This is a genomic window from Streptococcus oralis (assembly GCF_001579025.1).
GTDB lineage: Bacteria > Bacillota > Bacilli > Lactobacillales > Streptococcaceae > Streptococcus > Streptococcus oralis_X.
In genome coordinates this window covers 10,205-30,477 of sequence record NZ_KQ970237.1, presented here as the reverse complement: position 1 = coordinate 30,477, position 20,273 = coordinate 10,205, and the positions used below count along the sequence as shown (strand labels likewise).

Annotated in this window: 15 protein-coding genes and 2 pseudogenes; 10 read left to right on the top strand and 7 right to left on the bottom strand. The window is 42.6% G+C overall.

Translation table 11 applies throughout. The features are described 5' to 3' along the window. A pseudogene (locus SORDD27_RS08125) lies at positions 1–868 on the top strand (YitT family protein); the annotation flags it as partial. 33 nt (positions 869–901) lie between these two features. On the opposite strand, the pseudogene SORDD27_RS08120 reads toward SORDD27_RS08125, so the two are convergent. The 5 genes and pseudogenes from SORDD27_RS08120 to SORDD27_RS08100 form a co-directional block, all read right to left on the bottom strand. Beyond that, positions 902–1,887 (bottom strand): annotated as a pseudogene (locus SORDD27_RS08120) (LacI family DNA-binding transcriptional regulator). A 9-nt stretch (positions 1,888–1,896) separates the two neighbouring features. Further along, positions 1,897–2,697 carry a DUF1189 domain-containing protein gene (locus SORDD27_RS08115; protein WP_061428464.1) on the bottom strand — a complete coding sequence of 267 codons (801 nt, stop codon included), beginning with the start codon at positions 2,695–2,697 and terminating at the stop codon, positions 1,897–1,899. A 179-nt stretch (positions 2,698–2,876) separates the two neighbouring features. Continuing rightward, on the bottom strand, positions 2,877–3,719 hold the full coding sequence (locus tag SORDD27_RS08110; protein ID WP_061428463.1) for a sugar ABC transporter permease: 843 nt from the start codon (positions 3,717–3,719) through the stop codon (positions 2,877–2,879). Between the two features lies 1 nt (position 3,720). Next, positions 3,721–5,013, bottom strand: a complete 1,293-nt coding sequence (locus SORDD27_RS08105) for a sugar ABC transporter permease (protein ID WP_000414940.1) — start codon at positions 5,011–5,013, stop codon at positions 3,721–3,723. Positions 5,014–5,136: 123 nt separating this feature from the next. Next, the gene (locus SORDD27_RS08100; RefSeq protein WP_061428462.1) at positions 5,137–6,405 is read right to left on the bottom strand and encodes an extracellular solute-binding protein; all 1,269 of its coding nucleotides are present in this window, start codon (positions 6,403–6,405) and stop codon (positions 5,137–5,139) included. A 474-nt stretch (positions 6,406–6,879) separates the two neighbouring features. Between SORDD27_RS08100 and malQ the strand changes: the two genes are divergently transcribed. From malQ to SORDD27_RS10395, 3 genes are all read left to right on the top strand, one after another. Continuing rightward, the gene (malQ, locus tag SORDD27_RS08095; protein WP_061428461.1) at positions 6,880–8,397 is read left to right on the top strand and encodes a 4-alpha-glucanotransferase; all 1,518 of its coding nucleotides are present in this window, start codon (positions 6,880–6,882) and stop codon (positions 8,395–8,397) included. A 24-nt stretch (positions 8,398–8,421) separates the two neighbouring features. Then, entirely contained in the window at positions 8,422–10,680 is a 2,259-nt protein-coding gene (gene glgP, locus SORDD27_RS08090; RefSeq protein WP_061428460.1) for a glycogen/starch/alpha-glucan family phosphorylase, read from the top strand. 266 nt (positions 10,681–10,946) lie between these two features. After that, positions 10,947–11,156: a hypothetical protein gene (locus SORDD27_RS10395; RefSeq protein WP_061428583.1), complete on the top strand. Its 210-nt coding sequence runs from the start codon at positions 10,947–10,949 to the stop codon at positions 11,154–11,156. A gap of 108 nt (positions 11,157–11,264) precedes the next feature. On the opposite strand, the gene SORDD27_RS08080 is transcribed toward SORDD27_RS10395, so the two are convergent. Next, positions 11,265–12,113, bottom strand: a complete 849-nt coding sequence (locus SORDD27_RS08080; protein WP_061428458.1) for a putative RNA methyltransferase — start codon at positions 12,111–12,113, stop codon at positions 11,265–11,267. A gap of 52 nt (positions 12,114–12,165) precedes the next feature. After that, on the bottom strand, positions 12,166–13,422 hold the full coding sequence (gene tyrS / locus SORDD27_RS08075) for a tyrosine--tRNA ligase (protein WP_061428456.1): 1,257 nt from the start codon (positions 13,420–13,422) through the stop codon (positions 12,166–12,168). A 140-nt stretch (positions 13,423–13,562) separates the two neighbouring features. On the opposite strand from tyrS, the gene pbp1b reads away from it, so the two are divergent. The 6 genes from pbp1b (at position 13,563) to SORDD27_RS08045 (ending at position 20,257) form a co-directional block, all read left to right on the top strand. Then, positions 13,563–16,070: a penicillin-binding protein PBP1B gene (gene pbp1b / locus SORDD27_RS08070; protein ID WP_061428454.1), complete on the top strand. Its 2,508-nt coding sequence runs from the start codon at positions 13,563–13,565 to the stop codon at positions 16,068–16,070. A 77-nt stretch (positions 16,071–16,147) separates the two neighbouring features. Next, positions 16,148–17,059, top strand: coding sequence for a DMT family transporter (locus SORDD27_RS08065; RefSeq protein ID WP_061428581.1), 912 nt, complete (start codon positions 16,148–16,150; stop codon positions 17,057–17,059). Positions 17,060–17,143: 84 nt separating this feature from the next. Continuing rightward, on the top strand, positions 17,144–17,842 hold the full coding sequence (gene dapD / locus SORDD27_RS08060) for a 2,3,4,5-tetrahydropyridine-2,6-dicarboxylate N-acetyltransferase (protein WP_061428453.1): 699 nt from the start codon (positions 17,144–17,146) through the stop codon (positions 17,840–17,842). Between the two features lie 69 nt (positions 17,843–17,911). Next, on the top strand, positions 17,912–19,042 hold the full coding sequence (locus SORDD27_RS08055) for an N-acetyldiaminopimelate deacetylase (protein WP_061428452.1): 1,131 nt from the start codon (positions 17,912–17,914) through the stop codon (positions 19,040–19,042). Positions 19,043–19,053: 11 nt separating this feature from the next. Then, a complete protein-coding gene (locus tag SORDD27_RS08050) occupies positions 19,054–19,593 on the top strand; it encodes a 5-formyltetrahydrofolate cyclo-ligase (RefSeq protein WP_061428451.1) in 540 nt (179 codons plus the stop codon). After that, positions 19,577–20,257, top strand: coding sequence for a rhomboid family intramembrane serine protease (locus SORDD27_RS08045; protein WP_061428450.1), 681 nt, complete (start codon positions 19,577–19,579; stop codon positions 20,255–20,257). The genes SORDD27_RS08050 and SORDD27_RS08045 overlap by 17 nt, the downstream gene beginning before the upstream one ends. Positions 20,258–20,273 lie beyond the last annotated feature (16 nt).

The following is a 20,273-nucleotide window of genomic DNA, read 5'->3' as shown; positions in this document are numbered from 1 at the left end:
AGTTTTACAAAGTATCTCTCGGGAAAAATATGATGAGAAAGTATCGGCTTCTCTGGTTTATGGCTTTTTGTCAGCAGTAGCAGTCAATTTCTTTTTTCAACCAGGGCATGTTTACTCCAGTGGCGCGACGGGTCTGGCACAGATTATCTCTGCCTTGAGTAATCACTGGTTTGGTTTTTACATTCCGATATCGCTAACCTTTTATGCTATCAATTTTCCGTTGATGATTTTGGCTTGGTATCAGATTGGGCATAAGTTTACAATCTTTACCTTTATCACAGTATCCATGAGTTCCCTCTTTATCCAGCTTGTGCCAGTTGTGACCTTGACAGAGGATCCCATTATCAATGCCCTTTTTGGGGGTGTTGTCATGGGCTTGGGGATTGGTTTTGCGCTCCGTAACAATATTTCTAGCGGAGGTACAGATATCGTCAGTCTGACCATTCGAAAGAAAACAGGGAGAAATGTCGGTAGTATTTCTTTCTTAGTGAATGGGACGATTATGCTGATAGCAGGATTGACCTTTGGTTGGAAATACGCCCTCTACTCCATGATTACTATCTTTGTCTCCAGTCGTGTCACAGACGCGGTCTTTACCAAGCAAAAACGCATGCAGGCCATGATTGTGACCAATAATCCTGACAAGGTAATCGCAAAAATCCATAAAAAATTGCACCGTGGAGCAACCATGATCCACGATGCATAAGGAACCTATAATCATGAGAGAAAAGCAGTCTTGATTACGGTTATCACACGAGCAGAGTTTAATGATTTTAAACACATCATGAAACAGGTCGATCCGACAGCCTTTGTCTCTGTATCCGAAAATGTCCACATCCTCGGACGATTCGTAGAAACAGACAATTAATAATACTCAAAAGACCAGCCTTGGGGCTGGTCTTTATTTTTCGATAATTTTGTGTCCAATCAACTGGCGGTAACAAATCTGTTTATTGTTTTTAGCATCGTTGATGATCTGGAGAATGGTTTCAAAGGAAACGCGCCCAAGTTCCAGACTATTGATGTCCACATAAGCTACGAGGTCAAGTCGAGGATTGACAGAGTCGAAACTCAAGACAGGAACATCCAGTTTGTGCTTAGCGATATAGTCACAGGCTCCTTCGGCTAGGAGACTGTCGGTTGTGATGATAGCATCAATCTGCGGATCGTGATTGAATAGGAGTTCACTGAACTGATACCCTTTTTCTTCTAGAAATTCGGTTGCAAAGTAGGTTAAGTTGGTATCAATCGGAAGTTGGTGTTGTTTGAGTGCGGACTCATAGCCAGTTAGACGATCTTGCGTTACGAAGAGTCGCTTTGTCCCCCGATAAAGGCAATTCGTTTGCATCCTTTTTTGATGAAATACTCTGTCGCATCAAAGCCCGCCTGTACATTGTCATTATCAACAAGAGGGATAAAGGGTGAAGTAGATTTTCCGAGAATGAGGAAAGGGAACTGCTCATCGGCTACTAGCTTGACCAGAGGATCTTCTTCTTCAGCATAGAGGAAAATCAAACCATCTACACGCTTACCATAGACCATCTGAGAAATAGCTTTGAGCCGCTCTTTTGCATCTTTCCCCGTTGCAATCTGGATAGCGTAGTGGTTTTCAGACGCGACTTGGGCAATCCCTCGTAGGACAGATGGGAAGAAAGGATTTTGGTAAAAGGCATCCGAGTCATCAGGAAGCACCAGACCGATAACCTGAGTATAGCTACTTACCAAGCTACGAGCATTGAGGTTGGGATGGTAGTTGAGCTCCTTCATCGCCTTGCGAACTCGTTTTTTGGTTTCATCACTAATCGTTGATTTATTTTGGATGACGCGGGTAACAGTTGAAGGTGAGACACCTGCTGCTTTAGCCACATCTTTAATCGTCACGGGCATAAAAATCTCCTATTTATGATAATCTGGATCACGGAAATGTGTCTTGTAAAAAATAGTGACCAGATAAAGAACAAAAAGAATGTTTTGTACAGTGATAAGCGTTGTCATATTTTGGCCAAAAAGTCCCAAAATAAGCGTAATCAGAGTGGGTAATCCTAAACAGTTTAAGATAAAGTGGTAGCACTCTTTAAAGGTCCTAAATGAAAAGAGGCGTGATTTTTTGGTGATATAAAGGAGGAGACTAGCTCCAAGAGAGACAATGAAGAAATTCAATCCAAAGAGGAAGCTTGCACCAAGAACGAGAAAGAGACTGATATAGACCCGATTTTGTTGGTACCAATCTTTAGAAATGGCTTGGGTTAGATCTTCCTTACTCTGGAAACTCTCCGTTTGAATCGCGTGGTAGCGAATGCGAGTTAGTTCCTTACTTTCCTTACTGATGACGAGTTCTTCCGTATCAAAATGAAGTTGCAAGTCCTTTGGCAATTCTTTGTTTTGGCTTTGGCCAATTAAAAGAGAAGGCTGCTGATTCTTCGTACCTGAGTAGTTCAGCTTTCCATCAACGATTTGTGCATTCTCTGACAAGTCCATGATGGCTTCATCTGTCAGTGGAGTATAGACATTATCGATAAAGGTATCCAGTGGATACGTTTCCTGTGAGCTGTTTTGAATGGCAATCGGAACCATAGACAAACTGATGAGGAAAATGCTCGTAAAGAGAAGCTGAAACCAGTTGAGGCCGAAACGTTTTGATAGGGGCTTACGAAATCCCCAGATACTAGAGAAATACGAGAATGGATATGGAAGCATAGGCATCTTTCTAAAAGTGTTTTCTATATGAGTATTATTATATAGAGAAATGTGCTTTATTTCAAGTCTAGGAAATCAATTATATATTGAAATAGGGTTTCAATAAGATTTGTAGAAGGGTGTCCAATCTTGTAGCTTTAGCAACAAGCTCCAAAATGAAAAAGGGTGGCGGGGATAAATTATCCCTTGTCGCCACCACTTGTAAGTCCTGAAACAAAGTTCTTTTGTAGGAAGAAGAAGAGAATACAGATTGGAAGGGCGATGAGGATAGCACCTGCTGAGAAGTAGGCAATCTTCAAGTTTTTCACATTGCTGACAAAGGTCTGTAGACCAACGGCAACTGTAAAGTATTCTTTCTCACGAAGCAAGAAACTAGAGAGGATATAGTCTCCGAAAGGTCCCATGAAGGCCCAGAGGGCTTGTACCGCAACCATTGGGCGAACAAGAGGGAGAACGATTTGCCAGAAGCGGCGGAAGTGTCCTGCACCATCAAGTTTTGCTGATTCATCAAGAGACATTGGTACGGTATCAAAGTAACCTTTCATCAACCAAGCGTTCATAGGGATTCCACCACCGACATAGAGGAAGATGAGGAACCAGCTATGGTTAAGGGCGTTCAACATAAGTGCCATAACGAAGAAGGCAGTCAAAGCAGCCATGGTTGGCACCATTTGGATAATCAAGAAGAAGACCAAACTTTGTTTACGAGCCAAGAAGTTGTATCGGCTGTAGGCATAACCAGCAAGTACGATGATGCTTGTTTGTACAGCCATTGTAATCAAGGCGATGATCAAGGTATTGAGATACCAAGTGCCGTATAAGGTTTCAGTGAAGAGTCCTTTAAAGTTATCAAAACTAAAATCGACGTTAGCATCTAGTTTAAAGGCTACCACGTTACCAGACTTGAAGGCTGACATAATGGTGATCAAAAGTGGATAGATAATCACGATTGATAAGCCAATCAAGTAGAGGTAAGTGAGGATTTGAGTCAGTCTACGTTTGAGTTTGATTGAGTTATTCATCTTAGACGTCCTCCATATCAAATGCGTGTAGTTTCTTGAATGCAATCATAGAGATAGAGATGACAATGATGGAGATAATCAAGGTAACAGCTGCTGCCATAGAGTATTGTGGGGCTGTACCAGTTGTCAAACGGTAAATCCATGAAATCAAGATATCAGTTGAACCGGCTCCACCACCAACGCTACCAGGTCCTCCGCCATTGAAGAGGTACATGATAGAGAAGTTGTTAAAGTTGAAGGTGTATTGGCTAATCAATGTTGGAGCTGCAACAGCCAAGATCATTGGGAAAGTGATGTTGCGGAATTTTTGCCAAGCATTGGCACCATCGATGTAAGCCGCTTCGTAGAGGTCGTTAGGAATAGACTGCAAGATACCCAAGGTCAAAACGTAGATGTATGGGAATCCTAGCCAACCTTGCATCATAATCAAGGCAATCTTAGTCCAAGTCGGATCGGTTTTCCAAGGGATAAGAGCTCCATCTAGGAAAGGAAGAACCTTAGACAAAAGAGGCAAGACTTGGGTGTTGATGGCACCAACACTATCATTAAACATGTTTGAGAATGTCAAGATAGTGATGAAGGCTGGAACTGCCCAAGGAAGAAGGAAAATAACACCAAAGATACGTTTTCCTTTGATAAATGGTTGATTGGCAATGATTGCAGTAAAGATACCAATGACAATCTGCAAAGTAGAAGCAGATAGAGCCCAGATAATAGTCCAAGAAAGAACGGAACCAAAGGCTGAACGGAAGGTACTCAAGCTCCAGATATTAGTGAAGTTCGTTAAACCAACCCAGTCCAACAATTTGTTTGGTGGCAAGTGTTGGAAGTCGTAGTTGGTAAAGGCAATCATCAAGGTTACGATAACAGGGAAGATAATTGCAAATGTCATCGCTACATACGATGGGATGATTAAAAGGTATGGGAATCCATTTTCATAAATGCCTTTAATCATGTCCTTGAAGGTACGAGCTACGGGAATACCGTTGTTGATACGTTTAGCAGTCGTATGTGCATCCTTAATGTTAAAGATGTAAAAAAGCAAGTAAACGACAACAAAGATAGAATGGAAAGCACCACGAATCAGCATGAAGAGTGAATTATCACGGCCAGGTTTGTCACCAAGGGTGACCAAATTGCTCAATTCAGGGGTTGCAAGTGTTAGAAAATACAGAACAAATAGAACAGTAATGCCAAGGAAAATAAATCCTTTAGCTTTTTGTTTGTTATAGATTTGTCCTAAACCAGGAATGATTGACAGCAAGGCTGCTTTGCGAGGCTGTTGTTTTTCCATGATTACTCCTTTCATAGGATGCGAGTTTAAACTCGGATTCAATCGTAAGATACGTACATCTGATAAGAAGCATATCTATAAATTCAAAGGGGGATTTTGCTTCCACCCCCTTGAACAATTCAATTAGTTACCAAATTTTTGTTGGATTGTTTCCTTGATCAATGTTACAGCATCGTTAGCAGCTGTTTTCGCATCTTTCTTACCACTTACAGCATCAAAGAGCATAGTTTTCGCTGGATCCCAAACTGTTGACATTTGTGAGATGTTTGGCATTGGTTGAGCGTTCTTGAACTGTTTGATAACAGCTGTAGTCAACTCATCGTTTTTGCCTTCAGCATAAGAACGAGCCTCGGTGTTAGCTGGGATTTCGTTGGTTGCATCGTAGAATGCTTTTTGTTGTTCAGTTGAAACTAGGAAGTCTACAAATTTTTGAGCGCCTTCAAGGTTCTTAGTGCTTGATGGGATGATCCAAGCTTTACCACCACCGAATGCTGCGTAATCTTTACCGTTTGGAAGAGTTGGGATAGTCGCAACACCGTAGTTTACTTTAGCATCTTTAAAAGATTGAGCTTTCCAAGGGCCATCGATGATAGCAGCTGTTTTGCCTTCTTGGAATTGAGTTTGGATCAAGTTACCAGCACCTTCAGTATCTTGCATACCTTTAGGCCATTTTTCGTACCAAGATTTAGCGTATTCGATACCTTTGATTGCTCCGTCGTTTGCAAGACCGATATCTTTAGGATCTTTACCATTTTGACCGAATACATAACCACCGTTACCGGCAAGAAGTCCGTATGCGTAGTAGAAGTTTGTCCAGTCAGCTAGGAAGGCAGTAGTTTTGCCATCTTCACCAGCGAAGGCATATTTGCTATCTTTAGCAAGGTTTTCTAAGTCAGCAAAAGTTTTTGGAGCTTCTTTTAGCAAGTCTTTGTTGTAGTACATTACGAGAGACTCGATAACGGCTGGAGCACCATAGACTTTACCACCAACAGTTACAAGAGATTTAGTAGTATCGTCTGTTTTCGCACCATCACTAAGAGTTACTTCTGAAAGTTGTCCGTCAGTACCAAGGCTACCTACACGGTCGTATGGAGCCATCATAACATCAGGAGCCTTACCAGATTGGTTGTCAAGTGAAAGGTTATCAAGACCACCCATTTGGTCTCCTGTTTTGATCGTAACTTTTACGCCAGATTCTTTTTCGTAAGCTTTTGCAGCTGATTCAGCGAAGGCTTTATATTGGTCTTCAACGTAGAAAGTGATTTCTTGTGCTTCTGAAGAGCTAGTATCAGCTGCTTTGTCAGCAGATTTGCTTCCGCAAGCTACCAAGAGCAAGCTAGCGAGAGTAGCAGTTCCGAGCACAGCAGCGCTCTTCATGAATTTAGATGACATAGTGTATTCCTCCTAAAGAATAACAGTATAATTTATTTAGAAAACGCAAACGTTTTCTTTTATGAGCCTAGTATAGCACAAATAGAAAACGGTTGCAAGCTTTTTTAAAAAGTTTTTTAAAAAAATTTTAAGGTTTCAAACATTTATTAAAGCCTTTATATAGGAAAGAACTTAAACTGTTTGTTTTTCTTGACTTGAAAATATATTAGGGAAACGATTGCGTAAATTCGGCTTTTTTTTCAGAAAATAAAGCAGATATTGGGGATGAATTATCTTAAATCAGAAAATCTTTAAAATTTTTTTGGCTTATTTCATAAAATATCAGTGGGAACAAGTTTTGTTTGATTAAAATAATTCAAAAAAATTTTTTTAAAAACGCTTGCATTTGTGTTCAAAATACGCTATACTTAATTTAACGCAAACGTTTGCGCCTCGATTGCGCAACGTTTTATAACAAACACATGAGGTGCTATTATGAAAAAACGTCAAAGTGGTGTGTTGATGCACATCTCTTCTCTGCCAGGAGCATACGGGATTGGATCATTTGGGCAGACTGCCTATGATTTCGTTGATTTCTTGGTTCGTACGAAGCAACGTTACTGGCAAATCCTCCCTCTTGGGACAACAAGCTATGGAGATTCTCCATACCAATCATTCTCGGCCTTTGCTGGGAATACGCATTTTATCGACCTTGATATCTTGGTAGAGCAAGGCTTGCTCGAAGTCAGTGATCTTAAAGGTGTTGACTTTGGTAGCGATGCATCTGAAGTTGACTATGCGAAGATTTATTACGCACGTCGTCCACTTTTAGAAAAAGCAGTGAAACGCTTCTTGGAAGTGGGTGATGTCAAAGATTTTGAGAAGTTTGCTAAAGACAACCAAGCCTGGCTTGAACTCTTTGCTGAGTATATGGCGATCAAAGAGCATTTTGACAATCTTGCTTGGACAGAATGGCCAGATGCAGATGCTCGTGCTCGCAAAGCTTCAGCACTTGAAAGCTACCGTGAGAAATTGGCAGACAAGTTGGTTTACCACCGTGTGACTCAATACTTCTTCTTCCAACAATGGTTGAAATTGAAAGCTTATGCTAACGACAACCACATCGAAATCGTTGGGGACATGCCTATCTACGTAGCGGAAGATTCAAGCGACATGTGGGCAAATCCACACCTCTTCAAGACAGATGCCAATGGTAAAGCAACTTGCATTGCAGGATGCCCACCAGATGAGTTTTCTGCAACTGGTCAACTTTGGGGCAACCCAATCTATGACTGGGAAGCGATGGACAAAGACGGTTACAAATGGTGGATTGAACGCTTACGTGAAAGCTTCAAGATCTACGATATCGTTCGTATCGACCACTTCCGCGGTTTCGAATCTTACTGGGAAATTCCTGCTGGTTCCGATACAGCAGCACCTGGTAAATGGGTGAAAGGTCCAGGGTACAAACTCTTCGCAGCCGTTAAGGAAGAGCTTGGTGAGCTAAACATCATCGCAGAAGACCTTGGTTTCATGACAGATGAAGTCATCGAGTTGCGTGAACGCACAGGCTTCCCAGGAATGAAGATTCTTCAATTCGCCTTCAACCCAGAAGACGAAAGTATCGATAGTCCACACTTGGCACCTGCCAACTCTGTGATGTACACAGGAACACACGATAACAATACAGTCCTTGGATGGTACCGTAATGAAATCGATGATCCAACTCGTGAATACATGGCTCGTTACACGAACCGTAAAGAGTACGAAACAGTGCCACACGCAATGCTTCGCACAGTCTTTTCATCTGTTAGCTTCATGGCGATTGCAACCATGCAAGACTTGCTAGAACTAGATGAGTCAGCTCGTATGAACTTCCCATCTACTCTTGGCGGAAACTGGTCATGGCGTATGACAGCAGATCAATTGACACCAGCTGTTGAAGAAACTTTGCTTGACTTGACTACAATTTATCGCCGAATCAATGAAAATTTGGTAGAATTAAAGAAATAAGACAATATCAGGAGACACATAAACATGTTACCATTAAACGAATTTGTACAAAAACGTTACAATAAAACCATTGCAGAATGTAGCAATGAAGAGCTTTACCTTGCTCTTCTCAACTACAGCAAACTTGCAAGCAGCCAAAAACCAGTCAACACTGGTAAGAAAAAAGTTTACTACATCTCAGCTGAGTTCTTGATCGGTAAACTCTTGTCAAACAACTTGATTAACCTTGGTCTTTACGACGATGTGAAAAAAGAACTTGCTGCTGCAGGTAAAGAGTTGATCGAAATCGAAGAAGTAGAATTGGAACCATCACTTGGTAACGGTGGTTTGGGACGTTTGGCAGCCTGCTTTATCGACTCAATCGCTACACTTGGTTTGAATGGTGACGGTGTTGGTTTGAACTACCACTTCGGTCTTTTCCAACAAGTTCTTAAAAACAACCAACAAGAAACAATTCCTAACGCTTGGTTGACTGAGCAAAACTGGTTGGTTCGCTCAAGCCGTAGCTACCAAGTGCCATTTGCACACTTCACATTGACATCGACTCTTTACGATATCGATGTACCTGGTTACAAGATAGCTACTAAAAACCGCTTGCGTTTGTTTGACTTGGATTCAGTTGATTCTTCTATCATCGAAGATGGTATCAACTTTGACAAGACAGACATCGCTCGCAACTTGACTCTCTTCCTTTACCCAGACGACAGCGACAAGCAAGGTGAATTGCTCCGTATCTTCCAACAATACTTCATGGTGTCAAACGGTGCACAATTGATCATTGATGAAGCGATCGAAAAAGGAAGCAACTTGCATGACCTTGCGGACTACGCAGTTGTACAAATCAACGATACTCACCCATCAATGGTGATTCCTGAATTGATCCGTCTCTTGACTGCGCGTGGTATCGAGCTTGATGAAGCAATCTCAATCGTACGAAGCATGACTGCCTACACTAACCACACAATCCTTGCTGAAGCCCTTGAAAAATGGCCTCTTGAATTCTTGCAAGAAGTGGTTCCTCACTTGGTACCAATCATCGAAGAATTGGACCGTCGTGTGAAGGCAGAATACAAAGACCCAGCTGTTCAAATCATCGATGAGAGCGAACGTGTTCACATGGCTCACATGGATATCCACTACGGATACAGCGTAAACGGGGTTGCGGCTCTTCACACTGAGATCTTGAAGAACTCAGAGTTGAAAGCTTTCTACGACATCTACCCAGAAAAATTCAACAACAAAACAAACGGTATCACATTCCGTCGTTGGCTCATGCATGCTAACCCAAGCTTGTCTCACTACTTGGATGAGATTCTTGGACATGGTTGGCACCATGAAGCAGATGAGCTTGAAAGACTCTTGTCATACGAAGACAAGGCTGCTGTTAAAGAAAAATTGGAAAGCATCAAGGCTCACAACAAACGTAAATTGGCTCGTCACTTGAAAGAACACCAAGGTGTGGAAATCAATACAAACTCTATCTTTGATATCCAGATCAAACGTCTTCACGAGTACAAACGCCAACAAATGAACGCTTTGTATGTGATCCACAAATACCTTGATATCAAGGCTGGTAACATCCCTGCTCGTCCAATCACAGTCTTCTTTGGTGGTAAAGCGGCTCCTGCCTACACAATTGCCCAAGACATCATTCACTTGATCCTTTGCTTGTCAGAAGTGATTGCTAACGACCCAGCTGTAGCTCCACACTTGCAAGTCGTAATGGTTGAAAACTACAACGTTACTGCAGCAAGCTTCCTTATCCCAGCATGTGACATCTCAGAACAAATCTCACTTGCTTCTAAAGAAGCTTCAGGTACTGGTAACATGAAATTCATGTTGAACGGAGCTTTGACTCTTGGTACTATGGACGGTGCTAACGTGGAAATCGCTGAGTTGGTTGGCGACGAAAACATCTACATCTTCGGTGAAGATTCAGAAACTGTTATTGACCTTTACGCAAAAGCAGCATACAAATCAAGCGAATTCTATGCTCGTGAAGCTATCAAACCATTGGTTGACTTCATCGTCAGCGACGCTGTTCTTGCAGTAGGTAAGAAAGAACGCTTGGAGCGTCTTTACAACGAATTGATCAACAAAGACTGGTTCATGACTCTCCTAGACTTGGAAGACTACATCAAAGTTAAAGAGCAAATGCTTGCTGACTACGAAGACCGTGACGCATGGTTGGATAAAGTCATCGTTAACATTGCCAAAGCAGGATTCTTCTCATCTGACCGTACAATCGCTCAGTACAACGAAGATATCTGGCACTTGAACTAAGATACAAATTCATACTAATACATTTTGTAAAAAGCGAGTTTCAATTGAAATTCGCTTTTTTGAATGTTGTTAATTTTATGCTGCTATTCCTAAAAGAAAAGGAAAAAAATGTCAATAATTTGTAGGCTTAAAAATCAAACTTAGAGGGCACTAAAAAGGCTGATTTTACTACCTTTAAGCCTCATAATCTACTTAGAAATCCCCTCAAATTCCTTGTATTCGCTTACACAAAGTGTTATAATACGATTATAGGAAAGAAGGTGTTTATATGTGGAAAAAAATATTTTTCAAAATATAAATGGACTGATTTATTCTGGATACTATTTGTGATTGTGACATGCCTCTTGACGGGCAATAATACTCTTTTTCCCCTTACCCATCAAGATATCTCTTATCATGGCTGCTATTTGGGGATTACACTTGCCTCATTTCACTTGCTTTTTATTGATAAATTTGTTATTTCGAATCGAAAATAAATGGTGAGGTTAAAATTTTTCCCCTTTTCCGATAGATACTTGAAAAATGATGATTTAAACCCGCATCTCAAGAAGAGCTGCGGGCTTTATCTTATCTCAAAAATTTGTTTACAGTGCTTTCCCAACTAGAATCTCTGCTTCGATGGTAATCTCAGTCAACTGAGTCCAGTCAATCTTGGTATGGTCGACGTGAAAGAGTAAGGGTGTCATGGCAAGCAGGGCTTGGCGTTGCTCTGCTGTGATGGATTTGGTTAGGGAGGCTGTTTGGCGAGATTGGATACTGAAGTGTTCCTGGAAATGTTCCTTAATATCTTGATTAGAATAATCCTTCTTTGTCAGCTGGTCCTGCACCATTTGGCGAATTTCTTTGAGGTGGTTTTCAGTAGGGATGACCTTAATCAAGATACCGTCTTTGGATAAAACACGACGAAACTCCCCATAGTTGGCAGGCGAAAAGATGTCGAGCAGAATATCCATACTGGCATCTTTTATAGGAAGTCGAGCTAGGTCACCAACAAACCAATTGACCGCCCAGTTGGGTTCACTCTTGGCAGCGATTTGAACGGAATCTTTGGAAATATCAAAGGCATAGAAGGTTTTTTCAGAATGACTTTCTTGGAGTTTACGAGAATAGAAGCCTTCGCCACAACCGATGTCCAAGACAGTTTTTGCAGATGATTTAGTCGCTAGTAGGTCAGAAATGCCTTCTAAGATAGCCTGGTAAAAGCCAGCTTCCAGGATTTGTTGGCGGTTTTGAAAATTTTCCTTGTTGTAGTTGGCGGATTGCTTGATTTGCGGTGCTAGATTGACATAGCCGAATTTTGATAAATCAAAAGAATGGCGGTTGCTACACTTGAGGCTAGACTCTACCAAGGTCAGATCTTCTTGGCAGATGGGGCAGGAAAAGGCGCTAGCAGAAGCAAAGCGCTGGAGTTTGGGTTTGAGGTTTGTATTCATAGTTTAAGTCTAGCAAAAAAAGGACTGGATAGCAAATGCATCCAGTCTGTTTTTAATATGTAAGGACGAAGTATTTTTTCTTACCACGGCGGATAACAGTTAGTTCATTTTCTAACTTATCTGCATCACTCAAGACATAGTCAAGGTCTTGGATACGGTCGCCGTTGACGTAGATGGCTCCGTTTTGGACATCTTCACGGGCTTGGCGTTTGGAATTCACCACACCAGATGACACAAGGAGTTCCACGATATTGTGGTTTTCGTCTGCCTGTACTTGGTAGTTTGGCACGCCACGGAGTCCTTGTTTGAGTTCTTTGACAGAAAGGTTTTTGATATTTCCTGCAAAGAGTTGCTCTGTGATATTGAGGGCTTCTTTGTAGGCCTCTTCTCCGTGAACAAGAGTCACGACTTCACGAGCCAAGACTTTTTGAGCCAAGCGTTCGTGTGGCGCCGCTTCAAATTGTTTGCGGATGTCTTCAATCTCGTCCAGTGACAAGAAAGTAAAGATTTTCAAGAAGCGAACAGCGTCAGCGTCCATAACATTCATCCAGAATTGGTACATTTCGTATGGAGAAGTCTTTTCAGGATTGAGCCAGACTGCGTTTCCTTCAGATTTACCAAATTTCTTACCAGTTGCATCTGTAATGAGTGGCACTGTGATAACGTGACCAGTCTTGTCAGCCTTACGACGAAGCAATTCGGTACCAGCTGTCATATTTCCCCACTGGTCAGAACCACCGATTTGTAGTGTGACGTTGTGCTCTTGGTTAAGGACGTAGAAGTCATATCCTTGCATGATTTGGTAAGCAAACTCAGTGTAAGAAATCCCTGTCTCGATCCGTTTTTTCACAGATTCCTTGCTCATCATGTAGTTGACAGTGAAGTATTTTCCGATATCACGGAGGAAGTCAATGAAGCTGATGCTACCAAACCAGTCGTAGTTGTTGACCATGACAGCCTTGTTTTCACCATTTTCAAAGTCAAGAAAACGAGAAAGTTGTCCTTGGATAGACTTGACCCAGCCATTTACTGTGTCTTTTGTTTGGAGACTACGCTCAGCATCTTTGAAGGACGGATCTCCGATGAGACCTGTAGCACCGCCAACGAGCGCATAAGGTTTGTGACCTGCTAGCTGCAAGCGACGACTTGTCAAGATTGCGACAAGGTGGCCTAGGTGAAGGCTGTCAGCAGTTGGATCGTAGCCAGTATAATAAGAAACTTGACCTTCTTCTAGGGCTTTACGCAAAGCTTCTTCATCAGTCGTTTGAAAAATCAAACCACGCTCTTTTAGCTCATCAAAAATGTGCATGTGTCTTTTCTCCTTTATAAAATATTGTTTCTACCTATTGTATCACAAACTCGATTAATAGCCTAGTGTAATAGGGAAGAAAGTGGCTATTTTATTGAAAGTTTCCCTTTTATGGTATAATAGAGAAAGCGAGGACATTCATGAAAGAAAGAATTAATGAATTAAAAACAAACATGCTGCATTTTTCCCAGCAGCTAATGCAACGAATTGCAAAATGGAAGAAAAGACTAGCAGAAAAACTAGCTAATAAGAAAACCAGTAAAAAGGGAACCTCTTCTGATAAAGTTAGAAGGGCAGGGTCTATTTTTGCTAAGGTTTTGAGTGGGTTTAAAATAGTTTTTAACACTCTCTTTATCTTAGGTTTTATCGGTGGACTGTTTGGCGCTGGTGTGGCTATGGGTTATGGAGTCGCTCTATTTGACAAGGCCCAGGTACCTCAAGCAGAAGAGTTGGTCAAGCAAGTGAAGGATATTGCCTCTATCTCAGAAATCACTTATTCTGACGGCAGTACCATTGCCTCGATCGAGGGCGATTTATTGCGCACTTCAGTCGCTTCAGATGCTATCTCAGACAATCTTAAGAAAGCTATTGTTGCGACAGAGGACGAGCATTTCAATGAGCACAAGGGAGTTGTGCCTAAGGCCGTTATTCGTGCGACCTTGGGAACCTTTGTCGGTCTAGGCTCGTCTAGTGGTGGTTCGACCTTGACGCAGCAGGTCATCAAGCAGCAAGTGGTGGGGGATGCTCCAACTCTGGCTCGTAAGGCTAAAGAGATTATTGATGCTCTAGCTTTAGAACGGGCCATGGGTAAGGATGAGATTTTGACAACCTACCTTAACATTGCTCCTTTTGGTCGCAATCATAAAGGTCAAAATATTGCAGGTGCCCAGCAGGCTGCAGAAGGAATCTTTGGGGTCAATGCTTCGGATTTAACGGTCCCTCAAGCAGCCTTTATCGCAGGATTGCCACAGAGTCCGATTAGTTATTCTCCTTATGAATCTGACGGCAGTATGAAGAGCGATGAGGATATGGCTTTGGGAATTAAGCGTGCCAAGGATGTCCTCTACAATATGTACCGAACAGGGGCTCTAAGTCAGGAAGACTACGATAAGTACAAAGATTATGACTTCAAGAAAGACTTCCTACCATCTGGTAGCGTTAGTGGGACTTCGCGTGACTATCTCTACTATGCAACCTTGGCAGAAGCTACTGACCGCATGTACGACTACCTCATCCAACGAGATAATGTTTCTGCGCAAGAATTAAAGAATGAGTCCATTCAGAAATCCTATCGCGATTTAGCCACTAAGGAAATTGAAAATGGTGGATATAAGATTACGACAACTATCAATAAAAATGTTCATGCTGCGATGCAAAATGCGGTTGCGACCTACGGCTATTTGCTAGATGATTCGACAGGCCAGCCTGAGGTGGGGAATGTCCTCATGGACAACCAAACGGGAGCTATCCTTGGATTTGTTGGTGGTCGTAATTATCAAGAAAATCAGAACAATCACGCTATCGATACCAAGCGTTCTCCAGCTTCAACCACAAAACCTATATTGGCCTATGGTATCGCTATTGACCAAGGTTTGATGGGAAGTGCAAGTATCTTGTCAAACTATCCTACCAACTTCTCAAACGGGAATCCCATCATGTATGTCAATAGTCCTGGTACGGGCATGATGACATTGGGAGAAGCCCTTAACTACTCATGGAATATCCCAGCCTACTGGACGTATCGTACGCTTCGAGAGAAGGGGGTTGATGTCAAAGGCTATATGGAAAAAATGGGTTACGAAATCCCAGAATATGGGATTGAAAGTTTACCGATGGGTGGGGGGATTGACGTTACAGTTGCCCAGCATACCAACGGGTATCAGACTCTAGCCAACAACGGAGTTTACCATAAGAAACATATGATCGCGAAGATTGAGTCAACGGATGGTCGAGTGGTATACGAGCACAAGGACGAGCCTGTCCAAGTTTATTCAAAAGCGACAGCAACCATCATGCAAAGTCTCCTTCGGGATGTTATCTCGTCTCGGATTACCTCAAGTTTCCAGACGGATTTGACGACTATCAATCCATCCCTAGCTCGTGCTGACTGGATCGGAAAAACTGGTACGACCAATGAAGATGAAAATATGTGGCTAATGCTTTCTACACCTCGCTTGACTTTGGGTGGCTGGTTAGGTCACGACGACAACCGACCGCTAGCCAAAGGAGCAGGCCACTACCGCAATGCCAACTATATGGCCCACTTGGTCAATGCTATCCAGCAAGCTGAACCTGGAATATGGGGGAATGAGCGCTTTAACCTGGATCCAAGTGTGACCAAGTCACAAGTTCTCCGATCTACAGGGCAAAAACCAGGCAAGGTTTCCATCAATGGAAAAGAAATAGAAGTTTCTGGATCAACAGTAACGAGCTACTGGGCGACTAAAGAAGGCGCCCCAGTGACCACCTATCGCTTTGCTATTGGAGGAAGCGATGCAGATTATCTGAACGCATGGAAGAATATTCTAGGAAGCATTCCAGCAGTGACTCCTCCAAGCTCAAGTTCAAGCAGTAGCTCTGGAAGTTCAAGTTCGAGTGGCAATACTCAAAGTGGTTCATCAGGACGTTCACGTCTATTTAATCGTTAAAAAAGAGTAGTGGCAAGGTTAGTAATTTCTCCTTGTTGCTACTTTTTTCTTTGTTGGTTTCGTGTTACAATAATAATATGAATCATTATCAGAAAAAGATTGTTAAGGGAACAGTATACTCGCTCCTCTCAGGCCTAATCTGGGGGATTTGTGGGATTTTAGGAGAGTATTTTTTCACTCATTATCCAGTGTCTTCTGGATGGATTACTTCTATGCGTTTACTAGTGGCAGGGAGTTTGGTTTTAGGTCTATCTGCCTTTCAGTTGCGTAGCCACTTGTTGGACATCTGGCGTGATAAGAAAAATTATCTACCCTTTTTAGCCTATGCTATTCTAGGTATTTTTTCTGTGCAGTTTTTCTTTTATCTCTGTGTTGAGTATTCCAATGCGACGACGGCGACCATTTTGCAATTTATCAGCCCTGTTTTTATCCTGTTTTACAATCGAATCATTTACCAGAAGAAGGCTTCTATTACAGCTGTGTTCTATGTTTTGATTGCCATGCTAGGTGTTTTTTTGATGGCTACAAAAGGGGATTTGTCCCAATTATCCATGACTCCTTTGGCTCTAGTGACAGGTTTGCTCAGTGCAGTAGGGGTCATGTTTAATGTTATCCTTCCCCAACGCTTTGCACGGCGCTACGGATTTGTTCCGACTGTTGGTTGGGGGATGATTCTGGCAGGGCTCTTTAGTAATTTTCTTTACCCTATTTATCGGATAAGTTTTCAAGTGGATCTGGTAAGTGTGCTGATTTGTCTGACGATTGCCGTGTTTGGTACTGCTTTTGCTTTCTTCCTATCTATGAAGGCTGTTTCACTCGTTTCTCCGCTAGTTGTATCGGTGGTGAGTGCTAGCGAACCGCTCTCTTCAGCTTTATTAAGTGTTCTTTTTCTGGGATTGGTCATGGATGGTTTTTTGGCCTTAGCTATGGTGTTGATTATCGTTCCGATGATTTTCTTATCTGTAGAAGAAGCAAAACAAGCCAGGTAAAGATGATTATTTGATAGTTGAGGCTTCAAATTTGAGGCCTTTTTTGGTAGAATAGGTATCATTATAACGAACCAGGAGGCACCTATGACTGCTACAAAAATGAACGCTCAAGAAATTATCCAATTTATCGCCAATGCTGAAAAGAAAACCAGTGTCAAAGTAACCTTTGAAGGGGAACTCGTAACTGCTGTACCAAGCTCAGTTGTCAAACTAGGAAATGTTTTATTCGGAGACTGGAAGGATGTTGCTCCGCTTCTCGAAGGCTTGGTAGAAAATCAAGATTATGTTGTCGAACAAGATGCTCGTAATTCTGCCGTTCCCTTGCTAGACAAGCGTGATATCAACGCTCGTATCGAGCCAGGTGCTATTATCCGCGACCAAGTGGAAATTGGTGACAATGCTGTTATCATGATGGGAGCTGTTATCAATATCGGAGCAGAAATCGGTGCCGGAACCATGATTGATATGGGTGCTATCCTTGGTGGTCGTGCCATCGTTGGGAAGAACAGCCACATTGGTGCAGGGGCAGTTTTGGCAGGTGTGATTGAACCAGCTAGTGCCGATCCAGTCCGTGTTGGGGACAATGTTCTCATAGGAGCCAATGCAGTGGTTATCGAAGGAGTCCAAATCGGTAGTGGTTCAGTTGTCGCTGCAGGAGCTATCGTTACCCAAGATGTTCCAGAAAACGTTGTAGTAGCAGGTGTTCCGGCTCGTATCATCAAAGAAATTGATGCCCAAACCCAACAAAAAACAGCGCTAGAGGATGCGCTTCGTACCTTGTAATGGTAAAAGTAAAAAAGAGGCGGAACCCTTTTTCCAGCCTCTTTCTTCTATCAAAAGGAGGATCGATAGATGTTAGATTTGATTCAGACTAGACGAGATTTACACCAGATTCCAGAGATTGGCTTGGAGGAGTTTAAGACTCAGGCTTATTTGCTGGATGTGATTGAAAAATTGACTACGGGCAAGGATTTTGTTCAAGTTCGTACTTGGCGGACAGGAATTTTGGTCTACCTGCAGGGAAGTCAGCCGGAGCGAACCATTGGTTGGCGAACAGACATTGATGGTCTGCCTATTGTCGAACAAACAGGACTGCCTTTCGCCTCTCAACACCAAGGCCGCATGCATGCTTGTGGCCATGATTTTCATATGACCATTGCCTTAGGATGTCTCGAACGCGCCCTGGAGGAACAACCCAAGAATAATTTGCTCTTCCTATTTCAGCCTGCTGAAGAAAATGAAGCAGGTGGGATGCTCATGTATGAGGATGGTGCTTTTGGGGACTGGCTGCCAGACCAATTTTATGGCCTTCATGTTCGTCCAGATCTGAAGGTTGGACAGATTGCGACCAATACACACACTCTCTTTGCAGGGACCTGTGAGGTGAAGATTCGTTTCAAAGGAAAAGGAGGGCATGCAGCTTTTCCGCATGAAGCCAATGACGCCTTGGTGGCTGCTAGTTACTTTGTAACCCAAGTACAGTCAGTTGTAAGCCGGAATGTCAATCCCATCGAGGGAGCGGTGGTGACTTTTGGCCTTTTCCAAGCTGGAACAACCAACAATGTCATTACAGACACAGCCTTTTTGCATGGAACCATTCGCGCCTTGACTCAGGACATGAGCCTCTTGGTACAAAAAAGAGTCAAGACAGTCGCAGAAGGGGTTGCAGCAGCCTTTGATATGGAAGTCGAAGTAGAACTCAAGCAAGGAGGCTACCTACCTGTTGAGAACAATCCAGCCTTGGCGCGTGAACTGATGGACTTTTTTGAAGAGAAAGATGGGATTGAGTTGATTGATATCGAGCCAGCTATGACTGGTGAGGACTTTGGTTATCTCCTTTCGAAGGTAGACGGCGTTATGTTCTGGCTAGGTATCGATAGTCCCTATGCCCTTCATCACCCTCAGATGAGTCCTAAGGAAGAAGCTTTAGCCATTGGGGTAGATGCGGTCTCTAGTTTCTTGAAAAAGAAGGCAGCAGAGTAGAGGAATTGTCTATGAAAGCAGAACTACGCAAGAAAATTTTGCAAGAAATGAAGACTCTATCTCAGGAGCAAAAACAGGCTATGGATCGAGATTTAACTGAGCGTTTCTTACAACACCCTTTTTACCAAGAAGCTAAGGTCATCGCAACCTATCTCTCCTTCCCTCATGAATTTCAAACGCAAGAACTGATCGAGCGGGTACTGAAGGACGGCAAAAAGGTTCTGATACCCAAAACCTATCCCAAGGGGCGCATGGAATTTGTGGTCTATCATCCGCAGCAGTTGGCAAAAACTTCCTTTGGTTTACTGGAACCGCAAGGAGACTTGGAAGTGGTGGAACCGTCTCAGATTGATTTGATTCATGTTCCAGGGCTAGCTTTTACGACAGAGGGCTATCGGATCGGATATGGTGGAGGATACTATGACCGCTATCTGGAACATTTTGCTGGGCAGAGCCTGAGTACAATCTATCCTTGTCAAGTTCAGGAGTTTAACTTTGAAAACCATGATATTCCCGTACAGGAGGTGCTAATCTATGAAGGAAATCTTTGATAAACGTTATCCTGTGACTAGTTTCTTCCTCCTAGTAACAGCTTTGGTATTTCTTTTGATGTTGGTTCTTACAGGTTTAAATTTTGAACGAGCAGATACCTTGCTTCATTTTGGAGCCATGTATGGACCGATCATTCGTCTGTTCCCTGAGCAGATATGGCGCCTTTTTTCGGCCATATTTGTGCATATTGGATGGGAGCATTTTATTGTCAATATGATTTCGCTCTACTTTCTTGGACGACAGGTGGAGGAGATTTTCGGTTCTAAGCAGTTTTTCTTTCTCTATCTCTTATCAGGAATGATGGGCAATCTCTTTGTGTTTGCTTTCACACCGAAAGTTGTAGCAGCAGGGGCATCCACTTCCCTATACGGGCTATTTGCTGCGATTATCGTCTTGCGTTACGCAACTCGCAACCCCTATATCCAGCAGTTGGGGCAATCCTATCTGACACTTTTCGTGATCAATATCATTGGAAGTGTTCTGATTCCAGGAATCAGCCTAGCAGGCCATATCGGTGGTGCAGTAGGCGGTGCCTTTCTAGCAGTCATTTTCCCAGTTAAATGGGAGAGAAGGATGTATAGTACCAGCCAGCGAATTGGAGCAACTGTACTTTTTATCGCACTAGCCGTTTTCCTTTGCTATAAGGGAATGAGCTATGTGTAGGGGGGAGTAGTTAAAT